At 55.7% G+C, this 23,406-nt stretch carries 22 protein-coding genes; 2 read left to right on the forward strand and 20 right to left on the reverse strand.

Annotation, left to right across the window (positions count from 1 at the left end; genetic code table 11):
* The first annotated feature begins 60 nt into the window (after positions 1–60).
* Positions 61–588 (forward strand): GspH/FimT family pseudopilin, encoded by a 528-nt coding sequence (locus tag ELY38_RS05470; protein WP_127060497.1) that lies wholly within the window; start codon positions 61–63, stop codon positions 586–588.
* A 33-nt stretch (positions 589–621) separates the two neighbouring features.
* On the opposite strand, the gene trxB is transcribed toward ELY38_RS05470, so the two are convergent.
* Complete coding sequence (gene trxB, locus ELY38_RS05475) at positions 622–1,572, reverse strand: thioredoxin-disulfide reductase (RefSeq protein ID WP_127060498.1); 951 nt, start codon at positions 1,570–1,572, stop codon at positions 622–624.
* A 256-nt stretch (positions 1,573–1,828) separates the two neighbouring features.
* On the opposite strand from trxB, the gene acnA reads away from it, so the two are divergent.
* A complete protein-coding gene (acnA, locus tag ELY38_RS05480; protein WP_127060499.1) occupies positions 1,829–4,576 on the forward strand; it encodes an aconitate hydratase AcnA in 2,748 nt (915 codons plus the stop codon).
* A gap of 81 nt (positions 4,577–4,657) precedes the next feature.
* Here the strand turns inward: acnA and ELY38_RS05485 are convergent, their stop codons facing one another.
* The 19 genes from ELY38_RS05485 to ELY38_RS05575 all read right to left on the reverse strand — a co-directional run bounded on the left by ELY38_RS05485 (position 4,658) and on the right by ELY38_RS05575 (position 23,381).
* On the reverse strand, positions 4,658–6,334 hold the full coding sequence (locus ELY38_RS05485) for an NAD-dependent malic enzyme (protein WP_127060500.1): 1,677 nt from the start codon (positions 6,332–6,334) through the stop codon (positions 4,658–4,660).
* A gap of 176 nt (positions 6,335–6,510) precedes the next feature.
* Positions 6,511–7,722 (reverse strand): YeeE/YedE family protein, encoded by a 1,212-nt coding sequence (locus tag ELY38_RS05490; RefSeq protein ID WP_127060501.1) that lies wholly within the window; start codon positions 7,720–7,722, stop codon positions 6,511–6,513.
* A gap of 135 nt (positions 7,723–7,857) precedes the next feature.
* Positions 7,858–8,871 (reverse strand): AI-2E family transporter, encoded by a 1,014-nt coding sequence (locus tag ELY38_RS05495; RefSeq protein ID WP_127060502.1) that lies wholly within the window; start codon positions 8,869–8,871, stop codon positions 7,858–7,860.
* A gap of 194 nt (positions 8,872–9,065) precedes the next feature.
* Entirely contained in the window at positions 9,066–10,088 is a 1,023-nt protein-coding gene (locus tag ELY38_RS05500; RefSeq protein ID WP_127060503.1) for a tryptophan--tRNA ligase, read from the reverse strand.
* A 64-nt stretch (positions 10,089–10,152) separates the two neighbouring features.
* A complete protein-coding gene (locus tag ELY38_RS05505) occupies positions 10,153–10,674 on the reverse strand; it encodes a pilus assembly PilX family protein (RefSeq protein ID WP_127060504.1) in 522 nt (173 codons plus the stop codon).
* A complete protein-coding gene (locus tag ELY38_RS05510; protein WP_246009072.1) occupies positions 10,671–11,135 on the reverse strand; it encodes a PilW family protein in 465 nt (154 codons plus the stop codon). Before ELY38_RS05510 ends, ELY38_RS05505 begins: the two co-directional genes overlap by 4 nt.
* Positions 11,135–11,554 carry a type IV pilus modification PilV family protein gene (locus tag ELY38_RS05515; RefSeq protein ID WP_127060506.1) on the reverse strand — a complete coding sequence of 140 codons (420 nt, stop codon included), beginning with the start codon at positions 11,552–11,554 and terminating at the stop codon, positions 11,135–11,137. Before ELY38_RS05515 ends, ELY38_RS05510 begins: the two co-directional genes overlap by 1 nt.
* On the reverse strand, positions 11,555–11,959 hold the full coding sequence (locus tag ELY38_RS05520; RefSeq protein WP_246009073.1) for a type IV pilin protein: 405 nt from the start codon (positions 11,957–11,959) through the stop codon (positions 11,555–11,557). It lies immediately after the preceding gene.
* 63 nt (positions 11,960–12,022) lie between these two features.
* Complete coding sequence (gene ispH / locus ELY38_RS05525) at positions 12,023–13,000, reverse strand: 4-hydroxy-3-methylbut-2-enyl diphosphate reductase (protein ID WP_127060508.1); 978 nt, start codon at positions 12,998–13,000, stop codon at positions 12,023–12,025.
* Between the two features lie 60 nt (positions 13,001–13,060).
* Entirely contained in the window at positions 13,061–13,507 is a 447-nt protein-coding gene (gene fkpB / locus ELY38_RS05530) for an FKBP-type peptidyl-prolyl cis-trans isomerase (protein WP_127060509.1), read from the reverse strand.
* A 93-nt stretch (positions 13,508–13,600) separates the two neighbouring features.
* The gene (gene lspA / locus ELY38_RS05535) at positions 13,601–14,146 is read right to left on the reverse strand and encodes a signal peptidase II (protein WP_127060510.1); all 546 of its coding nucleotides are present in this window, start codon (positions 14,144–14,146) and stop codon (positions 13,601–13,603) included.
* Positions 14,139–16,994, reverse strand: coding sequence for an isoleucine--tRNA ligase (ileS, locus tag ELY38_RS05540; protein WP_127060511.1), 2,856 nt, complete (start codon positions 16,992–16,994; stop codon positions 14,139–14,141). The genes lspA and ileS overlap by 8 nt, the downstream gene beginning before the upstream one ends.
* Complete coding sequence (gene ribF / locus ELY38_RS05545) at positions 16,978–18,024, reverse strand: bifunctional riboflavin kinase/FAD synthetase (protein WP_127060512.1); 1,047 nt, start codon at positions 18,022–18,024, stop codon at positions 16,978–16,980. Before ribF ends, ileS begins: the two co-directional genes overlap by 17 nt.
* 125 nt (positions 18,025–18,149) lie before the next feature.
* Positions 18,150–19,739 carry a murein biosynthesis integral membrane protein MurJ gene (gene murJ, locus ELY38_RS05550; protein WP_127060513.1) on the reverse strand — a complete coding sequence of 530 codons (1,590 nt, stop codon included), beginning with the start codon at positions 19,737–19,739 and terminating at the stop codon, positions 18,150–18,152.
* A gap of 120 nt (positions 19,740–19,859) precedes the next feature.
* Positions 19,860–20,126 carry a 30S ribosomal protein S20 gene (gene rpsT, locus ELY38_RS05555; RefSeq protein WP_009097974.1) on the reverse strand — a complete coding sequence of 89 codons (267 nt, stop codon included), beginning with the start codon at positions 20,124–20,126 and terminating at the stop codon, positions 19,860–19,862.
* A 264-nt stretch (positions 20,127–20,390) separates the two neighbouring features.
* Positions 20,391–21,146: an amino acid ABC transporter ATP-binding protein gene (locus ELY38_RS05560; protein WP_127060514.1), complete on the reverse strand. Its 756-nt coding sequence runs from the start codon at positions 21,144–21,146 to the stop codon at positions 20,391–20,393.
* Positions 21,143–21,811 carry an amino acid ABC transporter permease gene (locus tag ELY38_RS05565; protein WP_127060515.1) on the reverse strand — a complete coding sequence of 223 codons (669 nt, stop codon included), beginning with the start codon at positions 21,809–21,811 and terminating at the stop codon, positions 21,143–21,145. Before ELY38_RS05565 ends, ELY38_RS05560 begins: the two co-directional genes overlap by 4 nt.
* 80 nt (positions 21,812–21,891) lie before the next feature.
* Positions 21,892–22,668 (reverse strand): amino acid ABC transporter substrate-binding protein, encoded by a 777-nt coding sequence (locus ELY38_RS05570; RefSeq protein ID WP_127060516.1) that lies wholly within the window; start codon positions 22,666–22,668, stop codon positions 21,892–21,894.
* A gap of 257 nt (positions 22,669–22,925) precedes the next feature.
* On the reverse strand, positions 22,926–23,381 hold the full coding sequence (locus ELY38_RS05575) for a hypothetical protein (protein ID WP_127060517.1): 456 nt from the start codon (positions 23,379–23,381) through the stop codon (positions 22,926–22,928).
* Positions 23,382–23,406 lie beyond the last annotated feature (25 nt).

The following is a 23,406-nucleotide window of genomic DNA, read 5'->3' on the forward strand; positions in this document are numbered from 1 at the left end:
CCGGAGTCGGACACAGAGCATAGCGAGGAGAGTGGGCAGGTCAAGCGACCGGGAGAATGCATGATCAAACGACCCTTTGTTCTGAAACCTTCCGCCAAGGGGTTTACCCTGCTTGAACTGCTGATAGTACTGATATTGGTAGGAGTATTGGCCGTGTGGGGCGTGCCGAGTTTCAATGCGCTAGGTGAGCGCACCGCTGTTACCAGTGAGATCAACCGTCTGCAGTCCGCACTTTCGCTGGCACGCAGCACGGCCATTACTCACCAGAAAGCCATCACACTATGCCCGGCCAACCTGGACCGTACGGCCTGCACAGGTGATTGGAGCAGCGAGCTGATGATTGTAAGCGCCGACAAGCTTCGAGGGATCAATGAACACGAGGTAGTACGGCTGTTTCCAGCCACTGCGGTGAAGGTGACCAAAAACGGCCATGACCGTATCCGATATACCCCGCTTGGCCATGCCACGGGGTTCAACAGCACGTTCTCTATCTGCCCTGCCAGCACACAGGACATCGTCAACGGGGCCAGCCTGGTGCTCAGTACGCTTGGCCGGGCCCGCGTTGAGAAGCAGCCTGCCAGTTGTTAGCGGCAGGCGCTTATCGTTTCCAGAGTGGCTTGATCAGGCAATGCCATCCAGATAGCGCTCGGCATCGAGTGCGGCCATACAGCCACTGCCCGCCGAGGTAATCGCTTGGCGATAGATATGATCCATCACGTCGCCACAGGCAAATACGCCAGGCACGCTGGTCGCGGTGGCGTTCCCTTCAAGCCCCGAGTTCACCTTGATATAGCCATCGTTCATGGTCAGCTGGCCTTCAAAGATACCGGTGTTGGGGCTATGGCCAATAGCGATAAACAGCCCCGGAGCGTGTAGCTCCTTGGTGCTACCATCAAGCGTTGACCTCAGGCGCACACCGGTGACACCGGTGTTATCGCCCAGCACCTCGTCGATTTCCTGAAACCACTCAAGCGCCATGGTGCCCGCCGCCACTTTTTCAAACAGCCTGTCCTGCAGGATCTTTTCTGCCCGCAGCGAATCGCGACGATGAACCAGCGTTACCTTGGACGCGATATTGGAAAGATACAGCGCCTCTTCCACCGCCGTATTGCCACCCCCGACCACGATAACTTCCTGGTTACGGTAGAAGAAGCCATCGCAGGTGGCGCAGGCTGAAACGCCCTGGCCCATGAACTGCTGCTCAGTCGGCAGGCCGAGATAGCGGGCGCTGGCGCCGGTTGCCACGATCAGGGCATCACAGGTATAGGTACCGCTGTCGCCCTTCAAGGTAAACGGCTTTTCTCTCAGGCTAACCTCGTTGATATGGTCAAACAGCACTTCGGTATTGAAGCGCTCGGCGTGGGCTTTCATGCGCTCCATCAGCTCAGGGCCCTGTACGCCCTCGGCATCGCCTGGCCAGTTATCAACGTCTGTCGTGGTGGTTAGCTGCCCACCCGCCTGCATTCCGGTAATCAGCAGCGGCTTCAAGTTGGCCCGTGCTGCATAGACGGCCGCTGTGTATCCCGCAGGACCGGAACCCAGAATAATCAAACGTTCATGACGTGTTTCCATGACACCACCTTGTAAATGTCTAGCTGATAAAGTCGCACTAACGAACTACGCGTACTAGCGACCGACGAGTCGCCAAGAGTCTGCCTGAAATGGCGCCAAGTACAAGCTATTGCAAGGGTTAACCTTCGCTATTAGGCGAAGACACCTTGAAACGGCCTTTATAAACACGCATGTACTACTACTATGTAGATCATACTAAAAGGAAAACAGTGACCGTCGCGCTGCGTTAACGACTCGCAATTCAGAGGAGAAAGGCATGAGCCACACACCCGATACGCTCCAGACGTTAGATGTAGGTAGCAAACAGTACCGCTACTACAGCCTTCCCAAGGCCGCCGATGCACTTGGCAACATCGACCGGCTTCCCAAGTCACTCAAGATTCTACTCGAAAACCAGCTGCGCTTCGCCGACGACGAAAGCGTTGAGCAGGATGATATGCAGGCACTGGTCGACTGGCAGAAAGAGGGCAAATCCAGCCGCGAGATCGGCTACCGCCCTGCCCGGGTATTAATGCAGGACTTTACCGGTGTGCCCGGCGTGGTCGATTTAGCCTCCATGCGCGCCGCGGTGGAAAAACTCGGTGAAGACCCGGCCCGCATTAATCCCCTCTCTCCGGTTGACCTGGTGATCGACCACTCGGTCATGGTCGACAAGTTTGGTAATGCCACGGCGTTTGAAGAGAACGTCGAAATCGAGATGCAACGCAACCGCGAGCGCTACGAGTTTCTGCGCTGGGGCCAACAGGCCTTTAACAACTTTAGCGTGGTGCCGCCCGGCACCGGCATCTGTCACCAAGTAAACCTTGAGTACCTGGGCCGAAGCGTTTGGACCAAAGAGGAAGATGGCGTCACGTTTGCCTACCCGGATACCCTGGTGGGCACCGATTCTCATACCACCATGATCAACGGTTTAGGCGTGCTGGGTTGGGGTGTCGGCGGCATAGAGGCGGAAGCTGCCATGCTGGGCCAGCCGGTCTCCATGCTGATTCCTGAAGTGATTGGCTTCAAGCTTACCGGCAAGCTACGCGAAGGCATCACCGCGACTGACCTAGTGCTGACTGTTACCGAAATGCTGCGTAAAAAAGGCGTGGTGGGCAAGTTTGTCGAGTTCTACGGCGACGGCCTGAAGGATTTGCCTCTTGCCGACCGTGCAACGATTGCCAACATGGCACCGGAATATGGCGCCACCTGTGGCTTCTTCCCCGTGGATGAGGAAACGCTCAACTACATGCGCCTGACCGGCCGTGAAGATGACCAGATTGCTCTGGTAGAAGCCTACAGCAAGACCCAGGGCCTATGGCGCGAGCCGGGCGATGAGCCGGTATTCAGCGACACCCTGCACCTGGACATGACCGAAGTGGAAGCAAGCCTTGCCGGCCCCAAACGCCCGCAGGACCGGGTAGCGCTAAAAGATATGGCCGCCGCCTTCGATAAGATCATGCAGGACGACGCCAAAGCACAGCCCACCGCCGAAAAAGGCAAGTTCGGCTCCGAGGGCGGTCAGGCAGCCGTAGGCATTAATCGCAGTCTTGAAGGTGATTTCAAGCACGCCGACAGCCAGAATGTCACCCTGGGTGATCAATCCTTCAGCCTTGACCCAGGTGCGGTGGTGATTGCCGCAATCACCTCGTGCACCAATACCTCCAACCCCAGCGTGATGATGGCGGCCGGCCTTCTCGCCCGCAAGGCGCGCGAAAAGGGCCTAACCACCAAGCCTTGGGTGAAGACCTCCCTGGCGCCCGGCTCCAAGGTTGTAACCGACTATCTGGCTGCCGCCAAGCTAAACGATGACCTGGACGCGCTGGGCTTTAACCTGGTGGGCTATGGTTGCACTACCTGCATCGGCAACTCAGGGCCCCTACCTGAGGCTATCGAAAAAGCCGTAAATCAGGGCGACCTGACCGTAGCCTCGGTACTTTCGGGTAACCGTAACTTCGAAGGCCGTGTTCATCCGTTGGTAAAAACCAACTGGCTCGCGTCACCCCCCCTGGTAGTCGCTTACGCCTTGGCGGGCAACGTTCAGCGCGATTTAACCAAGGATCCTTTAGGCGAGGACAGCGACGGCAACCCGGTTTACCTGAAAGATATCTGGCCTTCTCAGGCGGAAATCGCTGAAGCGGTTGAACAGGTCAATACCGAGATGTTCCGCAAGGAGTACGGTGAGGTATTCAAAGGCGACGAAACCTGGCAGGCAATCAACGTTTCTGAAAGCCAGGTTTACCAATGGCCAGAGTCCACCTACATTCAGCACCCGCCCTTCTTTGAAGGCATGGGCCGCGAACCGGATGCGATTGAGGACGTTCGCAATGCGCGCATTCTGGCCATGCTGGGCGACTCGGTTACCACCGATCACATCTCACCGGCAGGCTCCATCAAGCCCGACAGCCCCGCTGGCCGTTATCTGCAGGAGCATGGCGTCAAGCCCGTCGACTTCAACTCCTACGGCTCACGCCGCGGCAACCACGAAGTAATGATGCGCGGCACCTTCGCTAACGTGCGCATTAAAAACGAAATGCTGGAAGGTGTAGTAGGCGGCGAAACCCGCTATGTGCCAAGCGGCGAGCAGATGTCGATCTATGATGCGGCCATGAAGTACCAAGAAGCAGGTACACCGCTTGTCGTGATTGCCGGTAAAGAGTACGGCACCGGCTCCTCGCGCGACTGGGCTGCTAAGGGTACGCGGTTACTGGGCGTTCGCGCTGTGATTGCCGAGTCCTTTGAGCGTATTCACCGCTCCAACCTGATTGGCATGGGCGTGGTACCGCTTCAGTTCCCGGAAGGCGAGACGCGCGAAACGCTGAAATTAACCGGAGATGAGGAGATATCGATTGCCGGATTAAGCGATTTGAGCCCCGGCAAAACAGTCAAGGTAGTGATTAAAAACGGCGAGCAGGAACGTACCGTTGATGCCAAGTGCCGAATTGATACGCTCAATGAGCTGGCTTACTACCGCCACGGTGGTATCCTTCACTACGTGCTGCGCAAAATGATCGGCGCAGCCTAAGTAACACCAACCAATGCTTGTATGCCCCCACTTCGGTGGGGGCTTTTTTTGGCCTGCTAATTACTTGAGTAACACGACGACTTAAACGGCGCGACGGCGATAGGTACGATACACCGGTGACCAGCTCGCTTTTTCGATATCCTCGCGTAGTTTGGTCCCGCTGGTAGTCAAGGCAACGCCGTTATGCTGAGCGGTAGCCGCCACTTCAAAGGCAATCGACTGACTGATTTCACGGATCCGTGACAGTGGTGGCAACAGCGCGCCTTTGCCCTCTTTGACGATCGGCGCTTCACGCGCCAGCGCCCGTGAGGCGCTCATCAGCATCTCATCGGTTACCCGGTTAGCCTTCGCCGCAATAACGCCCAACCCAATGCCGGGGAAGATATAAGCATTGTTACACTGGGCGATCGGATAAGTACGGCCGTTATACACTACTGGGGCAAATGGGCTACCCGTTGCCACCAGCGCCTGACCGTCGGTCCAGCGAATCACGTCTTCCGGAACGGCTTCCGCCTGAGAAGTCGGGTTGGAAAGCGGCATGATAACCGGGTGCTCACAGCCCGCGTGCATGGTTTTCACTACTTGTTCGGTAAAGATACCGCGCTGTCCACACACCCCGACCAATACCGTAGGCTTCATCTGGGCGATGGTTTCTTCCAGGCCCTGACCATTCCAATCGGCGACCAAGGACGGGTCATGTGCCAGGCGGCGCTGGAAGTCACGCTGCCACTCCTGGTCTGAGGTCATCAGGCCTTCGCGATCGACAACGAATATCCGCGAGCGCGCTTCACTTTCCGTCAGGCCTTCGGCCTCCATCGCGACCACTACCTGCTCGGCAATGCCGCAGCCTGCAGAGCCGCCGCCGACAAATACTACGCGCTGCTGGGCGATGCTTTCCTCACGCGCTTGACAGGCCGCCATAAGCGTACCTACCACCACGGACGCCGTACCCTGAACATCGTCGTTGAAGCAGCACAGCTCGTTACGGTAGCGCTCAAGCAAGGGCACCGCGTTAGCCTGGGCAAAATCTTCAAACTGCAAAAGTGCGTTCGGCCAGCGGCGTTTCAGCGCCGAAATGAACTCGGCCATGAAGGCATCGTACTCCTCCTGCCCCACGCGCTTATGGCGCCAACCCATATACATGGGGTCATCCAGCAACGCCTGATTGTTGGTACCCACATCGATCATGATCGGCAGTGTATGTGCGGGGCTGATACCACCACAGGCGGTATAAAGCGCCAGCTTACCGATCGGAATACCCATCCCGCCGATGCCCTGGTCACCCAGGCCCAGAATGCGCTCGCCGTCGGTGACCACGATTACCTTGACGTTATCCTTGGTGGCGCTGCGCAGGATGTCATCCATATGCTCGCGATCCGGATAGCTGATGAATAGCCCCCGGTGGTTGCGGTAAATATTGGAGAATTCCTGACACGCCTGGCCCACCGTCGGGGTGTAAATGATCGGCAGCATCTCTTCCAGATGCTCGGATACCAGCCGGAAATACAACGTTTCGTTATCGTCTTGAATAGCTCGCAAATAAATATGACGATCCAGATCACTATGGCACTGCTGGTACTGGCGATAAGCGCGTTCTAACTGATCATCAATAGTTTCAACATTTTGCGGTAGCAGGCCAATCAGATTAAAGGCCAATCGCTCTTCTTGAGTAAACGCGCTGCCTTTGTTCAATAGCGGCATTTCAAGCAAAGAGGGACCAGCGTAAGGAATATATAAGGGGCGTTTACTCGTGGACATAGGCGCTCTCATTGATATCAATTTCTATTGCAATGCAGCAACGCTGGGCGTTGGCGGCGTTTGCCAATAATGTAACATGCTAGTACGACAAAGGTGGAAGCATCACGCTAATCGCTACAAAAACGCCCCGGCTTTTGGCCGGGGCGAAACATTAAATTGACGCGTTTGAAAAACTGTTAGCTCGTTTTGGCAACGGGCTTGCGGCCTTCCACACCATCAAAAAAGAACGGGCGAATCCTGACCCCCAGCATGTTGCCCGCAAACGCGGCCACCAGCCATACCCAGCCGTGCAGGCTACCGGAGGCGATCCCGCCAAAATAAGCCCCGATATTGCAGCCAAACGCCAACCGCGCCCCGTAACCCAGCATCAACCCTCCAATTACCGCGGCCAATACCGAACGTAGCGGAATTCTGAAGTTAGGTGCAAACCGCCCGGCCAGGTGCGCGGCAGCAAGCGCCCCAAGCATGATACCCACGTTCATGACCGTGGTGATATCGCTCCATACACTGGCCTCAAGCGCTGCGCTATTGCCCGCCGACTGCCAATAGCCCCACTGGCTGACATCGCCGCCTACCAGCTCAAAGCCCTTTGCGCCCCACAGTGCAAAGGCCGAGGTAATGCCCCACGGGCGGCCCGCCAGAGCCAGGGTGGCAAAGTTCAAAAGCGCCAGGGCAACAGCACCTGCAAGTAGCGGCCAGGGGCCTGTCAGCCAACGCTCAACGCCGTATTTTTCAACATGCGGCACCTTTTCCAGCTGACCGTGGCGACGCTTTTCCATCACCAACGTAAACGCAGCAATGGCGGCAAACAGCACCAGGCTAATCGCGATCCCGCCGCCCGTACCGGCAACATCAATCAACGAGGTCGGCTGAAAAGCGGGCAAGCTTTGCCACCAGGCAAAATGCGCGGTCCCGATCACCGAGCCAATGATGAAGAACACTAGGGTAATCAGCATGCGCGCATTACCACCGCCCGCCGTAAACAGCGTGCCCGAGGCGCAGCCACCGCCCAACTGCATGCCTATACCAAACAGAAAAGCACCGAACAGTACGGAAATCCCGATAGGCGATACAAAGCCACGGACCTCGGTACCAAACAAGGTACCTGCCCCCAGCGCGGGGAAGAACAACACAACGGCGATCGCCAGCATGACCATTTGCGCCCGCAAGCCGCGCCCACGACGCTCAGTAATAAATACCCGCCAAGCGGCGGTAAAACCAAAGGCAGCGTGATACAGCACCATTCCCAATAGACCGCCCACAATCATTAAAAGGCCGGTATTGGCTCCAAATATTACGCCAATCAATAGCGCGCCCAATACGATTGCCGCTGTCGCAATCAGCGGCACCCGATAGCTGGTGGTTACCGCCGGTGTCATCGTTGACATACATTCACCTTTTGCAATGCCAAAAGCGCCTATAAAAGGCGCTTTTGTCGGTAAGAATAATAGTTATAAGCTTAACGCTGAGTTCGATAAGCGTAAAATTATTTATGCAGCAGTGGTTATTACTTTTGGCTCTATCTACTCCGCGTCTTCCTCACGCGTCACGTAGAGACGATTAACCAGCACAAAGAGCACAACGGTTAGCGGTGCAGCTAACAGCACGCCCGCCACACCGAATAACGTGCTGGCCGCAAATAGCGAAAACAGCAGCATAGCAGGCGGTAGATGCACGGCACGCTGCTGTATCAGGGGCTGCATAATATTGCCCTCAATCTGCTGGATAATCGTATAAGCAATCAGCACAAACAGGGCTGTTTGCGGGCTTACCGTATAGGCCAGCAGCAGTGCGGGAATGGCCGCCACCAGAGGACCCAACAGCGGTACAAAATCCAGAATCCCGGCAATCAGCCCTAGGCCGAGCGGGGCAGGTACACCTAAAAGCCACATGCTGATCCCTACTAGAAGCCCGGTGACCACCATGGCAATCAGTTGCCCGCCTAACCAGAAACGCAGCGCCTTGCCGCTTTCGTCCAGCGCATCCGCCAACTTGGGCCGACTCTTGACCGGCGCAAGCAATAGCAGGCCACGCCGATACACTCCAGGTTGGGCAGCAAAGTAAACCATGCCGACAATCAATGCGAAAAAGTTGACGACGCTGCCCCCCATGGACACCACTACCATGCCCACCTGGGAAATACCATTTTCAAACAGGCTACCCGCCCGCTCAGCGGTGTTATCCAAAAGCGGCGCCAACGATGTTCCCTCAATGCGCTCCTGCAGCTGCGCCCAGGCATCGGGCAGCAAAGAGGTCAAGGCTTCCAGTTCAGAAGACACCTGCGCCCCAAACCCCCAACTGATCAGGCCCAGAACCAGTACTAACCCAATAATAACGATTAGCAGCGCAAGCCAGCGAGGCACCCCCAACCGCAGTAGCGGCGCCATACCCGTCTGCAACACACAAGCGCCCACCACCGCGCCAAAAATCAAGAGAAGCAGGCCCGCAAGCTGCCAAAGCACTAACGCCACAACACCCAGTATTAATACAATCAGCGTGTATTGTGTAAACGTCCGTTGTCGATCAGTGGAGTGCATTCACTATTCCCTTTGTAGATGCCATCGCCAAGCCCAAGGCACGCTTATAACGCGCCTAGCTTACGTGAGAAGCACTATAGAACATTAGTCCTACGCAACCGCAGGATATTCGCGTAAACCTACCGATATGTAACTTAAAACGACAAAACCCCTTCCAACTGGAAGGGGTTTTTAGTAAGTAACACTTAAAGGCCTTAAATAAAGCGCCCAAGCCCCACAGCACTACGCAGCCTGTCCATGGTAACGGCCGCTTCTTCACGCGCGCGCTGAGCGCCTTTTTGCAGCACGCTTTCGATATAGGCGGGGTCTTCCATCAACGCATTGTAACGCTCACGCGGGGCGGACAAGTGCGCGTTGAGATAGTCAAAGACCTGGTTCTTGGCATCTCCCCAGCCAATACCCGCCGCGTACTGCTCACGCATGGCCGCGGTTTCACTTTCGCTGGCAAACGCCGAGTAAATTTGAAATAGCGTACAGGTATCCGGGTCTTTGGGCTCACCTGGCTCCAATGAGTTGGTCTTGATTTTGCGCACCAGCTTCTGCAGTTTTTTCTCAGGCGAAAACAGCGGGATCGTGTTGTTATAGCTTTTAGACATCTTGCGCCCGTCCAGCCCTTTCAGCACCTCGCCTTTTTCACTGACCACAGCTTCTGGCAGAGCGAAATACTGGCCTTTATAAAGGTGATTGAAACGCCCCGCCATATCACGCGCCATTTCAATATGCTGAATCTGATCGCGCCCGACAGGCACTTTATTGGCGTTGAACATCAGAATATCGGCGGCCATCAGCACCGGATAGCCAAACAGCCCCATGGTGATCCCTTTATCAGCATCCTGATCGCCCGCCTCTTCATTCTCAGCAACAGCAGCCTTATAGGCGTGAGCCCGGTTCATCAGCCCTTTGGCGCATACACAGGAAAGCATCCAGGAAAGTTCCTGAACTTCAATCAAATCAGACTGCCGGTAAAAAATCGCGTTGTCGGTATCCAAGCCCAGCGCCAGCCAGGTGGCCGCAATTTCCAAGCGTGACTCTTGTACACGCTTGGGATCCTGGCACTTGATCAGGGCATGGTAATCCGCCAGAAAATAGAACGACTGCACGTTAGGGTCCTGGCTTGCTTCAATTGCCGGCTTGATGGCCCCAACATAGTTACCTAAGTGCGGCGTACCGGAAGTGGTAATACCTGTCAGGACGCGGGTTTTAGCAGTTTGACTCATTGTATTCAGGCTCTTGGGCAAATAATCCTATAATAACGCGCCACCTATCGCGTGGCGAATAGCATCAGTGGAAGCGGGCCAACTGCCAGTGTGATTCTGTATCCGTTTGAACAAACACCAGCTGTGCTTGGGGCTGAATGTCGGCTTGAGTATCAGCTTGCCCATGGCGGTTCACCGTAACGGCCATGCGTCTGCCATTGAGCTTCTTAACATCAACGGCAAGGCTATTTGCCCCCTGATTACCGTGGGCAGTCTCTTGATTAAACGGTAAATGGTTTAAAAGTGTTTTAAGCGTGCTCTCTCCAAGCAGCTCATGTAACTGCTTTTCTTGAAGCCGATAATGATCGCCACTGCCCAAGGATTCTGCCAACCGGGTAAAAAGGATATCCCGCTGAGCAGAGTGGCGATTACCCGCTACGGCGACTAGCAAGCTCTCCTCCACCATTTGCGTCTGTACATAGGCGCGAAAATTACCCGCCAAACGCTCATCCACCAAGGCGGACTGCATACTCGCCACACCCACCAGCAGCGCGGCAGAAAGAAGCCCCATCACAATCACCAGTGCAGCGCCCTGCTGATGCTTCATAACCCATCACCCGAGAGGGCATGGTTGGCTATCTGATCGCGCTGCATGACGCGCCATGAAAAGGAGCGCTGGCTATCGCCTGCAAACGTGAGCGTGACGCGGTGAAGCCCTGCGATACCCTGGGTATCGTTATCGAAAAGCGTAATGGACGAGCACTCATTACCGCCTTTATAAAGCCCTTCAATCAGCGGTTGGCTGTCCCGGCGCAATGCGCAGGTGGCATCGTCTACCAATGAGTCGTTGATCTCATAAAGATGCCCCTGGCCCCGGCGAATATCCCGCGTGAGCGTCTGGGCTGCAAAGATCAGCGCCTCTTGCTGACGGCTTAGCGCATCCACACGTTCAAAGGTGGTAAACGTAGTCAATAACAGCTGCCCGGCTCCCAGAATGATGACGGAGCCAATCACCATGGCGACCATCAACTCAACCAGGGTAAAACCTGCTTGCTCCCTCTGAAGCACTAGGTTTCCTCCCATGCCGGCAGAGTAAACACGTAGTCGAAGCGCTCCTCAGCATTTTCTGAGGCACGCGCTTTAACCACGATAGCAACCGTCAATTGGCAGCTGTCATTCACCACAGTACGACTGATCGTACCCACGGCGTCGCCAAGCGGCGCATGGGCATCTTCAAGCCACTGCGCTTGCCAATCACGCTCCAACGCTGCTAGGTCAATACGCCGACAGCTTTGCGCACTTGAAAGCCGCGCCCAGGCGCGCTCTTGAGCATCAATCGCCGCCAAGCTGGCCACGGAGCGTTGAAAACCGGCGGCGGCGCCCTGTAGTGACGCCAACTGCATTGCCGCAATGCCTATCAGCCCAAACGCCAACAGCGCCAGCGCGATCAACGCTTCTACCAGCGAAAACCCCGCCTGGCGCGGCATCTACCAGCAGGCCTCAGGCAAACGCTCGCCACGGCTATCAAGCGTTATGGCGCTCCCACAGCCATCATCCTGCGTCGAGGAGGCGCTTATCAGGTAGGTATGCGCTGTAATTTCTGCTGAAGAAAGGGCGTAGCGACGGTCTGGCGACTCACGCGTAATAGCACACTCATGGTAGGAAAAGGTACGGGTATGACAGCGTTCCAGCTCAGCGGCAGCTTTTAATAGCCCCGCATGGGCATCGGTACGCATGGATGATTGGATATGGCGGGTAAAGCTGGGGTACGCCATGGCAGCCAGCAGGCCAAGAATGGCCAACACCACCACCAGCTCAATCAGTGTGAAGCCGCGCTGGCTACCTATCGGGTAGCCAGCGCGTAACGGGAAGGGATAAACCAAAAATGCCAAATGAGGCTCCTGTCTCAGCCACCGCATACGTAGTGAGTATGTCGGTAACCAATACGCAGCGCATCAGCTGCTCACAATTACCTGCTCTCGAAGCTCTTTAGGCATGGAGAAGGTTATGTTCTCTTCCCGACCAAGCAGCTCTTCAGGCACAGCGGCGCCCAAGGATTGCAGCTTGGCAATCACTCCTTTTACCAGCACCTCGGGGGCGCTAGCACCGGCGGTAACGCCGATACGGCCTACACTTTCAAGCCAGGCGGCCTCAATTTGATCGGCGTTATCGATCAGGTAGGCCGGCGTGCCCATACGCTCTGATAACTCGCGCAGACGGTTGGAGTTGGAGCTATTGGGGCTTCCCACCACAAGCACCAAATCGCTGTCAGCGGCCAGCTCGCGCACCGCGTCCTGACGGTTTTGCGTGGCATAGCAAATATCGTCCTTGCGCGGCCCACTGATCTCAGGAAACTTCTCACGCAGCGCGTCAATCACCTTGGCCGTATCATCCATCGACAGCGTCGTTTGAGTGACAAAGGCAAGCCTGGAAGGATCGTTGACCACCAGATTGGTAACATCCTGCTCATCCTCCACCAGGTAGATATGCCCACCATACGAGGTATCATAGCGCCCCATGGTGCCTTCCACTTCAGGATGGCCCGCATGCCCGATCAACACACATTCATGGCCTCGCTTGGCGTAGCGCAGAACTTCCAAATGCACCTTGGTAACTAGTGGACAGGTGGCATCAAACACTTTCAGCCCACGCCTTTCGGCATCGGCTTGTACGGCTTGTGAAACGCCGTGAGCCGAGAAGATGACGATTACGTCATCAGGCACTTCATCGAGTTCTTCAACAAAGATAGCCCCGCGCTCACGCAGGGTTTCCACCACAAAGCGGTTATGCACTACTTCGTGGCGGACATAGATGGGCGGCCCAAATACATCCAGTGCCCGGTTGACGATATCGATAGCGCGATCCACGCCGGCACAAAAACCACGCGGATTGGCCAATTTGATCTGTATGGGCTGTGCTTGCGTCGATTGCATATTAGCGCCTTGATGCGTAAACGCATCGCTGATGAACAATAAACCAGAATAACTAATAAACTAGTGCGTGGTGACAGGCTTGACGTCGAGTACTTCAACCTCAAAGGTCAGCGTACGCCCTGCCAACGGATGATTGAAGTCTACTTCAACCTGGTCGCCTTCAATGGTTTTGACCACGCCGGGCAGTTCCGTTCCCGCCTTATCGGCAAATGACATGACCATTCCCGGCTCAGGCGCTTCGTCACCAAAGTCTGACCGTTTCAGCGTCTGAATATTCTGCGGGTTGTGCTGGCCAAACGCATGCTCAGGGGTTATTTGAAACGACCCGTTTTGGCCCGCGGCCATACCTTTAATGGGATGCTCAAAGCCCGGGGGCAAATTGCCATCGCCATACTGAAAGGTAGCCGGCGCCTTTTCCTTGGTTGAATCCACCACCGTGCCATCTTCAAGCTTCAAGGTGAAGTGTAGAGTCACTTCCATCCCGTCATCAATCAGGTAATCACTCATTACGCTGCTCGCTATATGGTTACGCCCTGGCTTAACACAACCAGGGCTTGGCCAGGCTTGGATCTGATAAGACCTTGCCTGACCTAAACAGTTTTAAACCGTCGTTCGATGGGCTTTTCTGCGCCGCCGGTCACCCATGATGGATTCCCAAATCAAGCCGATGGCTCCCAGGGTAATCGCGATATCCGCCACATTAAAGGCCGGGTAGTACCAGCCTGCCACATGAAACGACAGGAAATCGACCACATAACCGTGCACCAGGCGGTCATAAAGATTACCCAGCGCCCCGCCGATGATCAGCGGCAGTGAAATGGCCAGCACCTTTTCATCAGCCCTGATACGCGAAAGCCAGATGGTTAAGCCTACGCTTGCCCCAATCGCAATCAGCGCAAAGAACCAACGCTGCCAGCCAGGGTGGGCGGCCAAAAAGCTGAAAGCCGCGCCGGTGTTGTGCATTAACGTCAAATTAAAAAACGGCAGCACTTCCACCGGCTGTAGATAACCCAGCTGACTGCTGGCAATCGCCTTGGTGGCTAAATCCAGCGCGACAACGGCCACCGCCACCCACAGCCAGCGCAGCGGCTGCCGCATGGGCGGGAGCTGCGCTACTTCATCACTGCTAGACCGAGTATTAGGCATAGTAACGCGTCTCACCGTTGCCTTCCGGCAGGTTAGAAATACAGCGACCACACAGATCTGGGTGCTCAGGGTGCGTTCCTACGTCAGCACGGTGATGCCAGCAGCGTTCACATTTCTGATTCGCGCTGTCGCTAACCGCTACCTTCAGGCCTTCAAGCTCGGTACTTTCCGCGCCTTCCGCTTCGGCCAAGGGTGCCAGATACACTTCGCTGGTCAGCATGACAAAGCGTAGCTCATCACCCAGCTTGGAAAGCGTCGCGTTAAGCTCATCGCTCACATAAAGCGTCACTTCGGCAGCCAGGCTGCCCTTAATCACCTTGGCGTTACGCGCATCTTCCAGGCACTTATTAACCGCATTCTTTACTTCCAGCACCTGCTCCCAGAAGGCACGGCCCATATCGGCGCCGTCTTCCAGAGTATTCAGACCGGTGTAGTAGGTTTCCAGCAACACGCTGTCGCCATGCTCACCAGGGATGTGCTCGTAAATCTCTTCTGCCGTGAACGAAAGAATAGGCGCTACCCAGCGGGAAAGTGCCTCTACTACATGATACAGCGCGGTTTGCGCACTACGCCGCGCCAGGGAGTCCGTCTGCGTGGTGTACTGGCGATCCTTGATAACATCCAGATAGAAGCCGCCCAGCTCGCGGGCACAGAAGCCGTGCACCTGCTGGTAAACATCCAGGAAGCGATACTCTTCGTAGGCTTTATCAATACGCGCCTGCAGCTGCGCGGCACGATCCACTACCCACTGATCGAGGGCCAGCATATCGCCAAAAGCTACCGAATCCTTTTCCGGGTTGAAACCGTTCAGGTTGGATAGCAAGAAGCGTGCGGTGTTACGGATACGCCGATACACATCCGCCGTGCGCTTGAGGATTTCATCAGAAACCGCCATCTCGCCCGAGTAGTCGGTCGAGGCGACCCACAGACGTAGAATATCCGCGCCTAGCTTATCCATCACCGACTGCGGCGCTACCACGTTGCCCAGCGATTTGGACTGCTTGCGGCCCTGGGAGTCAACGGTAAAGCCGTGGGTCAGCAGCTGGCGGTATGGCGCATGGCCGTCAATTGCCGAGCCTGTCAGCAGCGACGAGTGGAACCAGCCGCGATGCTGATCGGAGCCTTCCAGATACAAATCCGCCCGCGGGCCGCTTTCGTGACCATGAGGATGCGAGCCGCGCAGCACATGGCGGTGCGTGGTGCCGGAGTCAAACCAAACATCCAGCGTATCGGTCACTTTGTCGTAATCGGCCGCTTCAGCACCCAGCAGCTCGGCAGCGTCGAGGTTAAACCAGGCGTCGATGCCCTGCTCCTCTACACGCTTGGCGACTTCTTCCATCAGCTCAACGGTGCGTGAATGCAGCTCGCCGGTTTGCTTGTGCAGGAAGAAGGGAATCGGGACGCCCCAGTTACGCTGGCGCGAGATACACCAGTCAGGGCGGTTGGCGATCATGCTATGCAGACGCGCCTGCCCCCAGGCGGGCGTAAACGCGGTCGCCTCGATACCTTTCAGGGCACGTTCCCGCAGTGTTTTGCCATCTTTACCCTGAATATCCATGCCCACGAACCACTGCGCCGTGGCCCGGTAAATAACCGGTGTCTTATGGCGCCAGCAGTGCATGTAGCTGTGCACGATGGGTTTATGCGCCATCAGCGCGCCGACTTCGGCAAGCTTTTCGATGATGTTGGGGTTGGCTTTCCAGATCATCTGGCCGCCAAAGAACGGCAGGTCATCGCCATACACACCGTTACCCTGCACCGGGTTCAGCATGTCGTCAAAGCTCATGTCGTGGGCGCGGCAGGTATTAAAGTCATCCAGACCATAAGAAGGCGCGGAGTGAACGATACCCGTGCTGCCTACTTCCGACTCCACGTAATCGGCCAGATAAACAGGTGATAAGCGATCATAAAACGGATGGCGGAAGTTGATCAGATCAAGCTTGGCGCCTTGGGTCGTCGCGATGACCTCGCCTTCTAGGCCAAAGCGCTCCAGGCAGCTTTCCACCAGCTCTTCGGCCAGCAGCAATAACCGCTCACCGGCATCTACCAGCGCGTAGGTAAACTCGGGGTGAACGTTCAGCGCCTGGTTGGCAGGGATGGTCCAGGGCGTGGTGGTCCAGATCACTACCGCAGCAGGCTTGGGTAGCTCGCTCAAGCCAAACGCGGCGGCAAGCTTGTCAGCATCTTCCACCGGAAAAGCAACATCAATCGCATCAGACTTCTTGTCCTGATACTCGACTTCCGCTTCGGCCAACGCCGAGCCACAGTCAAAGCACCAGTTAACCGGCTTCAGGCCTTTGAAGACATAACCCGCTTCGACCATATCGGCCAGAGCGCGAATCTCACCTGCCTCATTGGCGTAGTCCATGGTGCGGTAAGGATGATTCCAGTCGCCAATCACGCCTAGCCGCACAAAGTCGGCCAGCTGTGTTTCGACCTGAGCACCAGCGTACTCACGGCACAGTTCACGCGCTTTTTGCGGCGCCAGGTGCTTACCGTGGGTCGTTTCCACCTTGTGTTCGATCGGCAGACCATGACAGTCCCAGCCCGGTACGTAAGGCGCATCAAAACCTGCCAGGTTTTTCGATTTAACGATTATATCTTTTAAAATCTTATTAACGGCATGACCGATATGGATACTGCCGTTGGCGTAAGGAGGGCCATCATGCAGTACAAACAGCGGTGCGCCCGCACGCGCTTCGCGCAAGCGCTGATACAGGTTCATGTCCTGCCAGCGGGAAACGCGTCCCGGCTCCTGCTTGGGCAGCATGCCACGCATGGGAAAGTCGGTTTCTGGCAAATTTAGCGTGTGCTTATAGTCCATGGTTCGGTCAGCCGTTGTCAGCATCGGCGTCATCCGCCGAAGAAGGATCAGAAGAAGTTGTCTTGAAAACCACTGTATTAGAAAGCGGGGCCGAGGCCAGCGGTAGCGCGTTGTTACGGTCAGTCACTGCCGTCGCAAAATAGCGATGCGCCTGGCTCTGATCGCGCTCAATTTGCGCTTTTAGTGCATCAAAATTGTCGAATTTAACTTCACCCCGTAGCCGTGCACAGGGAAATACCGTCATACGCTGGCCGTAAAGATCACCCTGAAAATCAAACAGGTGAACCTCAAGGGTCGGCCGCTTGGCGCCTACCGTTGGGCGAAAGCCGATGTTGCCAACGCCCTGATAGCACTGTCCATTTTCAAGTGTTACTCCAACGGCGTACACGCCACGCAGCGTTAGCGGCTGGGGTAACAGCGGCAGGTTCGCAGTGGGCACGCCAATGGTGCGCCCCAACTGCTGGTCACGCACAACGCGCCCCGAAAGCGAGTACGCCCGCCCTAACAGGGTGGCTGCCGCCGCAAAATTGCCGCTGGCAAGCAACGTACGTACTCGCGAGCTTGAAACCCGCTCGCCTTCGACCGTGAAGGTCCGGGTATGCTCTACCCCAAAGCCGCACGTCTCACCCACTGCCGCCAGCAGCGAAAAATCGCCCTGCCGGTCACAGCCAAAGCGAAAGTCATCGCCTACCACCAGATGCTTGACGTTCAGCCCCTCGACCAGCACCTGATTAATGAATTCACGCCCAGTCAGGCTTCTCAGCGCATTGTTGAAGGGCAAGCACACCACCTGCTCCGCCCCATGCTGGCCCAGCAGGCGAACCTTTTCGCGCAGGCGCGTCAACCGCGGCGGTGCCTGATCGCCAGCGAAATACTCTCGCGGCTGGGGTTCAAACACCACGACGGTTAACGGCACGTTCAGGCGCGCGGCGTGTTCGCGACACTGCTGCAAAATTGCCTGATGGCCACGATGCACACCATCAAAATTACCAATAGTGGCAACGCAGCCGCGGGTGCTTGCTCCCAGATTGTGCAGACCTCGAATGACGCGCATGGCACCTCAGCCGTTGATAATTTGCAGCGCCCACGCTTTTTCAGGCTTGGACGAGCGTAAAAACTCCTGATTATAGCGAACCCGCCGTACTATATGTCTAACTCTGTGCATATCAACCTACAGATTTAACCCTGCATTTTGAAATGTCGTGGCCGCAAGCCAAGCGCCGCCAACCAAATAAAGTAAAGCGCGCCTCCCAAGCCGACCAGCCCTGCCACCCAACCAACCCGTTGCCACAGGTTAAATGCCAGCCACGTTTGCCACTCAGGCGACACCGCATAAAGTCCAGCCGTCATCAAAGCGCTTCCTCCCAACAGCTGTACCGCGTAACGGCCCCAGCCGGGTTGAAAGACCAGAACGCCCTGCTTGTGCAGCAAATACCCCAGCAGCCCAGCATTCAAGAACGCTGAAAGCGCAGTCGCAAGCGCCAAGCCAGCGTGGGCAAGCGGCCAGATCAAGACAAGGTTGAACACCATATTGGCCACCATGGCGATAATCCCCACCTTGACCGGCGTTTTAGTGTCCTGGCGAGCAAAAAAGCCGGGGGCCAGTACCTTGATCAGCATGAATGCCACCAAGCCAAACGCATAGGCACGCAGACTCATGGCGGCCATCTGGATATCAGTGTCGGTCATCGCGCCGTAGTGAAACAGGGTAATCAACAAAGGCTCCGCCAGCACCGCCAGTGCCAACGCGGCGGGCAAGCCAAGCAGTAACACCACGCGCAGCGCCCAATCGAGCATCGCCGCAAAGTGATCCTGAGACTGCTCGGCATGGCGTCGGGACAGCGCGGGCAAGATCACCGTACCAATCGCTATGCCGAACACGCCAAGGGGAAGCTCAACCAGGCGGTCAGAGTAATACAGCCAGGAGACGCTACCTGCCGTAAGCAGGGAAGCCAAGACGGTATCCAACAGCAGATTGATTTGCGAAACCGATACCCCGAACAGCGCAGGCGCCATCAGCTTCAAGATACGCTTGACGCCTTCATGGGCAAAATTGGGCCAGGGTGTGGGCATTAGCCCCAGACGCATTAAAAATGGCACCTGGAAAGCCAGCTGGGCCACGCCTGCAATCATGACGCCCCAGGCCAGCGCCATGGCAGGTTCATCCATCAACGGCGTCAAGAATATCGCCGCGCCAATCAGGGAGAGATTCAGCAGCACCGGCGTAAAGGCAGGCACCGCAAAACGGTTCCAAGTGTTCAGTACGCTACCCGAAAAGGCGGTTAACGAGATGAGCAGCAAATACGGAAACGTGAGGCGCAGCATATCGGCGGTCATGGCAAGCTTTTCCGGGTCACTGCCAAAACCGGGCGCAAACACCCAAATAAGCCATGGCGCGCACAGCATCGCCAAGGCGGTAATCAGCGCAAGCAAGGCGGTCAGGCTGCCCGCCACCGCGTTTAAAAGCTCGCGTATTTCCTGCTTGCTGCGCTTAGAGGAGTATTCAGAAAGCACCGGCACAAAAGCCTGGTTGAACGCCCCTTCAGCAAACAACCGACGCAGAAAGTTGGGTATTTTAAATGCCACAAAAAAAGCGTCTGCACCGTCACTGGCCCCCAACAGGGTTGCCACCACCACATCACGCACCAGCCCCATGACACGCGAAAGCATGGTCATGACGCTGACCACCAGCCCCGAGCGCATTAGCCCACGGCCAGGCGGAGCGATTGTCTCAGAGGAGGGTTGATTTGGAGGCGTGGTTGAGGTCATCGCTTGTATCCATTCACGCGGGCAGGTAATACCCAGTAACCTTCGTCAAAAACCATGTCAGGAAAAACCATCAGACACAAAAAAACCGGCCGCAGCCGGTTTTTTATGGCGCCTGCCGGCTTACGCCGCCAGAGCCTTAATACGCTTGTTCAAACGGCTTTTCAGACGCGCCGCTTTCTTCTTGGAAAGCACGTCTTTATCAGCAATACGGTCAACGACCGGCTGCATTACCTTGAACTCTTCCATCGCCTTGCCGTGGTCGCCGGTGTTGATCGCTTTGATCACACGCTTGATGTAGGTGCGGACCATGCTGCGCTGGCTGGCTTTCAGGACGCGACGAGTCTCGGCCTGGCGGGCGCGCTTGCGTGCTTGCTTGCTGTTCGCCACAGGTATCTCCTTGGAGAATAAAGGTTGCCGCTAATTCGGCAACGGATTAACTATTTGTTCGCCGCTGATATGTTCACTCATAAAGGTGCCCAACACGCGACTTCCGTAACAACCAATTGATTTGACAAGCAATTAAGCTCAATCAAATAGTGTGACCGGCAGTCAATTTAGCTGCCCGCCCACGGGTCTTGTCTGAGAGGATGGCGTAGTCTATCACGCGCAAAGCCCCCTTACTAGCGCGTCATCAAACACGCTTCAAGCTTTTTATGGCACCGTTTGCCCAGTAGGCGCGAGTATTTTACGTAAAAAGCGCTGGGTACGTGGATCTTTCGGTGCGGTAAACAGCTCGTCCGGCGGCGCCTGTTCAATGATCTGCCCTTCATCCATGAATACCACGCGGTCCGCCACGTCTCGGGCAAACTGCATTTCATGGGTGACGATAATCATGGTCTGCTGCTCAGCCGCTAGCTGCTTCATTAGATTCAAGACTTCTTCCACCCACTGAGGGTCCAGGGATGACGTCGGCTCGTCAAATAGAATCACATCGGCGTTAGCGGCCATGGCGCGACCAATACCAATACGCTGCTGCTGGCCACCGGAAAGTGCCGCTGGGTAAGCATCACTTTTATCGGCCAGACCGATGCGCTTGAGAATCTCCCTGGCGCGGGCGTGGGCCTTTTCCTTGGGCATCTTATCCACCACGATCATGCCCTCGCTGATGTTCTGAAGTGCCGTTTTATTGGCAAACAGCCCGTAATTCTGGAAAACAAACGCCGTCCTCCGTCGCAGCTTCAGGATATCCGCCCGGGTGGCGTGTTGGGCATCCACACGTAAATCACCTACGGTAATCCGGCCAGATTCGGGGCGTTCTAAAAAGTTGATGCACCGCAAAAGTGTTGATTTACCCGTGCCGGAAGGGCCAATAATGACGATGATCTCGCCCCGCTCAAGCTGTAAATCGATATCAGAAAACACGTTCTGCTTGCCAAAGCGCTTGGTAACCGCCTCAAGGGAAATCATCGTTGGTACGCCTTGTTCAGATAAACCTCCAAACGCCGCTGCCCCCAGGAGAGCAATTCCACCACCACCCAATAGATAATCGCGACCAGCAGGAAGGCTTCAAGGTACAAAAAGCTGCTGGAAGCCTCTTTTTGTGTTGCCCCCATCAGCTCGGTGACGCCCAGCGTAAAGGCCAGCGAGGTCGCCTTGATCATATCGATGAAGTAGTTCATTAATGTGGGCGTAGCCACGCGTGTCGCCTGAGGCAGAATAATGCGCCGCATTAGCTGGGATTGGGTCATGCCAATGGAGAGCGCCGCTTCCGTCTGGCTGCGGTCGATCCCTACAATCGCCGCGCGAATCGACTCGGCCATGTATGCCGAGAAATGCAGTGTCAGCCCCAGCACGGCCGCCGTGACACCGTTGATTGACACTAGCGCCTCCACCAGTTGAGGCAGGCCGTAATAGAACAGAAAAAGCTGAACCAGCAGCGGCGTACCGCGAAAAAACGAGATGAATAGCAAGGATAAGCCGTTCAACAGCGGCACACGGGACACGCGAATCACGGCCAATAGACAGGCGAGCACCAGCGCAAACAGCATGGCAATGGTGGCCATTTCAAGCGTCAGTGGCAGGTAACTCAGCAGGACCGGCAACAGATCCCACATGTATTCCAAGTTTAGCATGGCAGTTTCGCTTATAAGCAAACGGCCGTGGGTTGACCACGGCCGAGTTCAATACATAGACTTCAGGTTATAGCGTAGCGCTATTCCGGCTGCTGGGTGATATCCGTATCAAACCACTTCTCTGAAATTTCACGCAGCGTCCCGTTATCGCGAAGTTCTGCTAGCGCTGCATCGACGCGATCACGCTGAGCGTTGCCCGCTTCGTCATCACGAAACGGTAGTGCATTTTCAATCACTGTAAATGGCTGACCGGCAAGCTCCAGCGGCAGGCCACGCTCCTTGATGACCTGTGTGGCACTTACCCGGTCCATGATAAAGGCGTTGGTACGGCCTAGCGCTACGTCCTGCTCCACGTTGGATTCGTAGGTGCGGATATCAATCTCATCGGCGTTGGGTAGCTCACGCAGCAGCTGCTCATAGTTTGAACCCAGGTTAACCGCGACGGTTTTGCCGGAAAGATCTTCCACGCCGTTAATAGTGTCATTACCGGCCCGCACAACGACCTGAGCGCCGTCATATACATAGGGCGCGGTGAACACATATTTGGCTTCGCGCTCAGGGGTGATAGTGATCTGGTTGGCAATGGTATCAATGCGCCCCGAATCCAACATGCCCGCAAGGCCTGAGAAGCTCGCGGTCACGAATTCAATGTCATCCCCGGTGATCTCCCCTACCGCGTTAAGCACATCCACCTCAAAGCCCTTCAGCTCGTTGCGCTCAACAAAGGTAAACGGGAAATAGCCACCAGACATGCCGACTCGCAGGGTATCTGCCTGCGCTTGAGCGGCGGCAAAACCACTAGCGACACTTAATGAAAGCGCTGCAAGCAATGTGTTTAAACGGTGTAATCGTTTCATTTTTTGCATCCTCATCGGCAAATAGGAGCGGCCCTTCTGCTAAGGCAAAGGCAAGGCAGGCGCTAAACATCAGCGTATCCGCTATGCATACATCATAAGCACAAAAAAGAATATTAAAAATAGCTTTTATGCATCAAGGTTATTAAAAACAACCTAATACGGCACTAAGCAACATAGAGGAATACGAACAATGCCCTTGTTCACAAAGTGTAGACATAGATGAACGAGCGCGTTAGCCAGGGAGGTAATTAACCAGCCTAACCGCCGGTGATACTTTTAAATGTTTTGCGCGTGGCTGGCTGGCGTTCTTCATCGAGTATCGTGCCGCCCAAGGCAGCAAACTCTTCACTTAAGGCAACCAACTTGCCGAGCTGCACCTTATCAAAGCCGCGTTTGCGCTTGGGCTTATTGAGAATAACGCTGACCCCACCCAGCAGGTGGTCTTCTTGCTGGAATACCTCGTCTGGAGGCATCAAGCCCGGCGGGTACGCGTTGGCAATTCGTAAGGGGTTTTGCGGGGTAACGCCTGAGGCCATATAAATGTTCAGTTCTGCATCGAAGTAAGCTTCCCACTTATTCAGGACTAGCTTTATTTTCTGGTTAAGTTCGAGACCGGGCTGCTGAAACATTACATAAAATACATGTGTAGGAATTTCGTCAGGCTTGCTAACCGGCACCTCAGTGGCTTGCTCTTCTTGCTCAGGCAAATCCATGGGTGCACGTTCTTCTACAGGCTTT

The sequence above is a fragment of the Vreelandella nanhaiensis genome, from assembly GCF_003990185.1.
Classification (GTDB): domain Bacteria; phylum Pseudomonadota; class Gammaproteobacteria; order Pseudomonadales; family Halomonadaceae; genus Vreelandella; species Vreelandella nanhaiensis.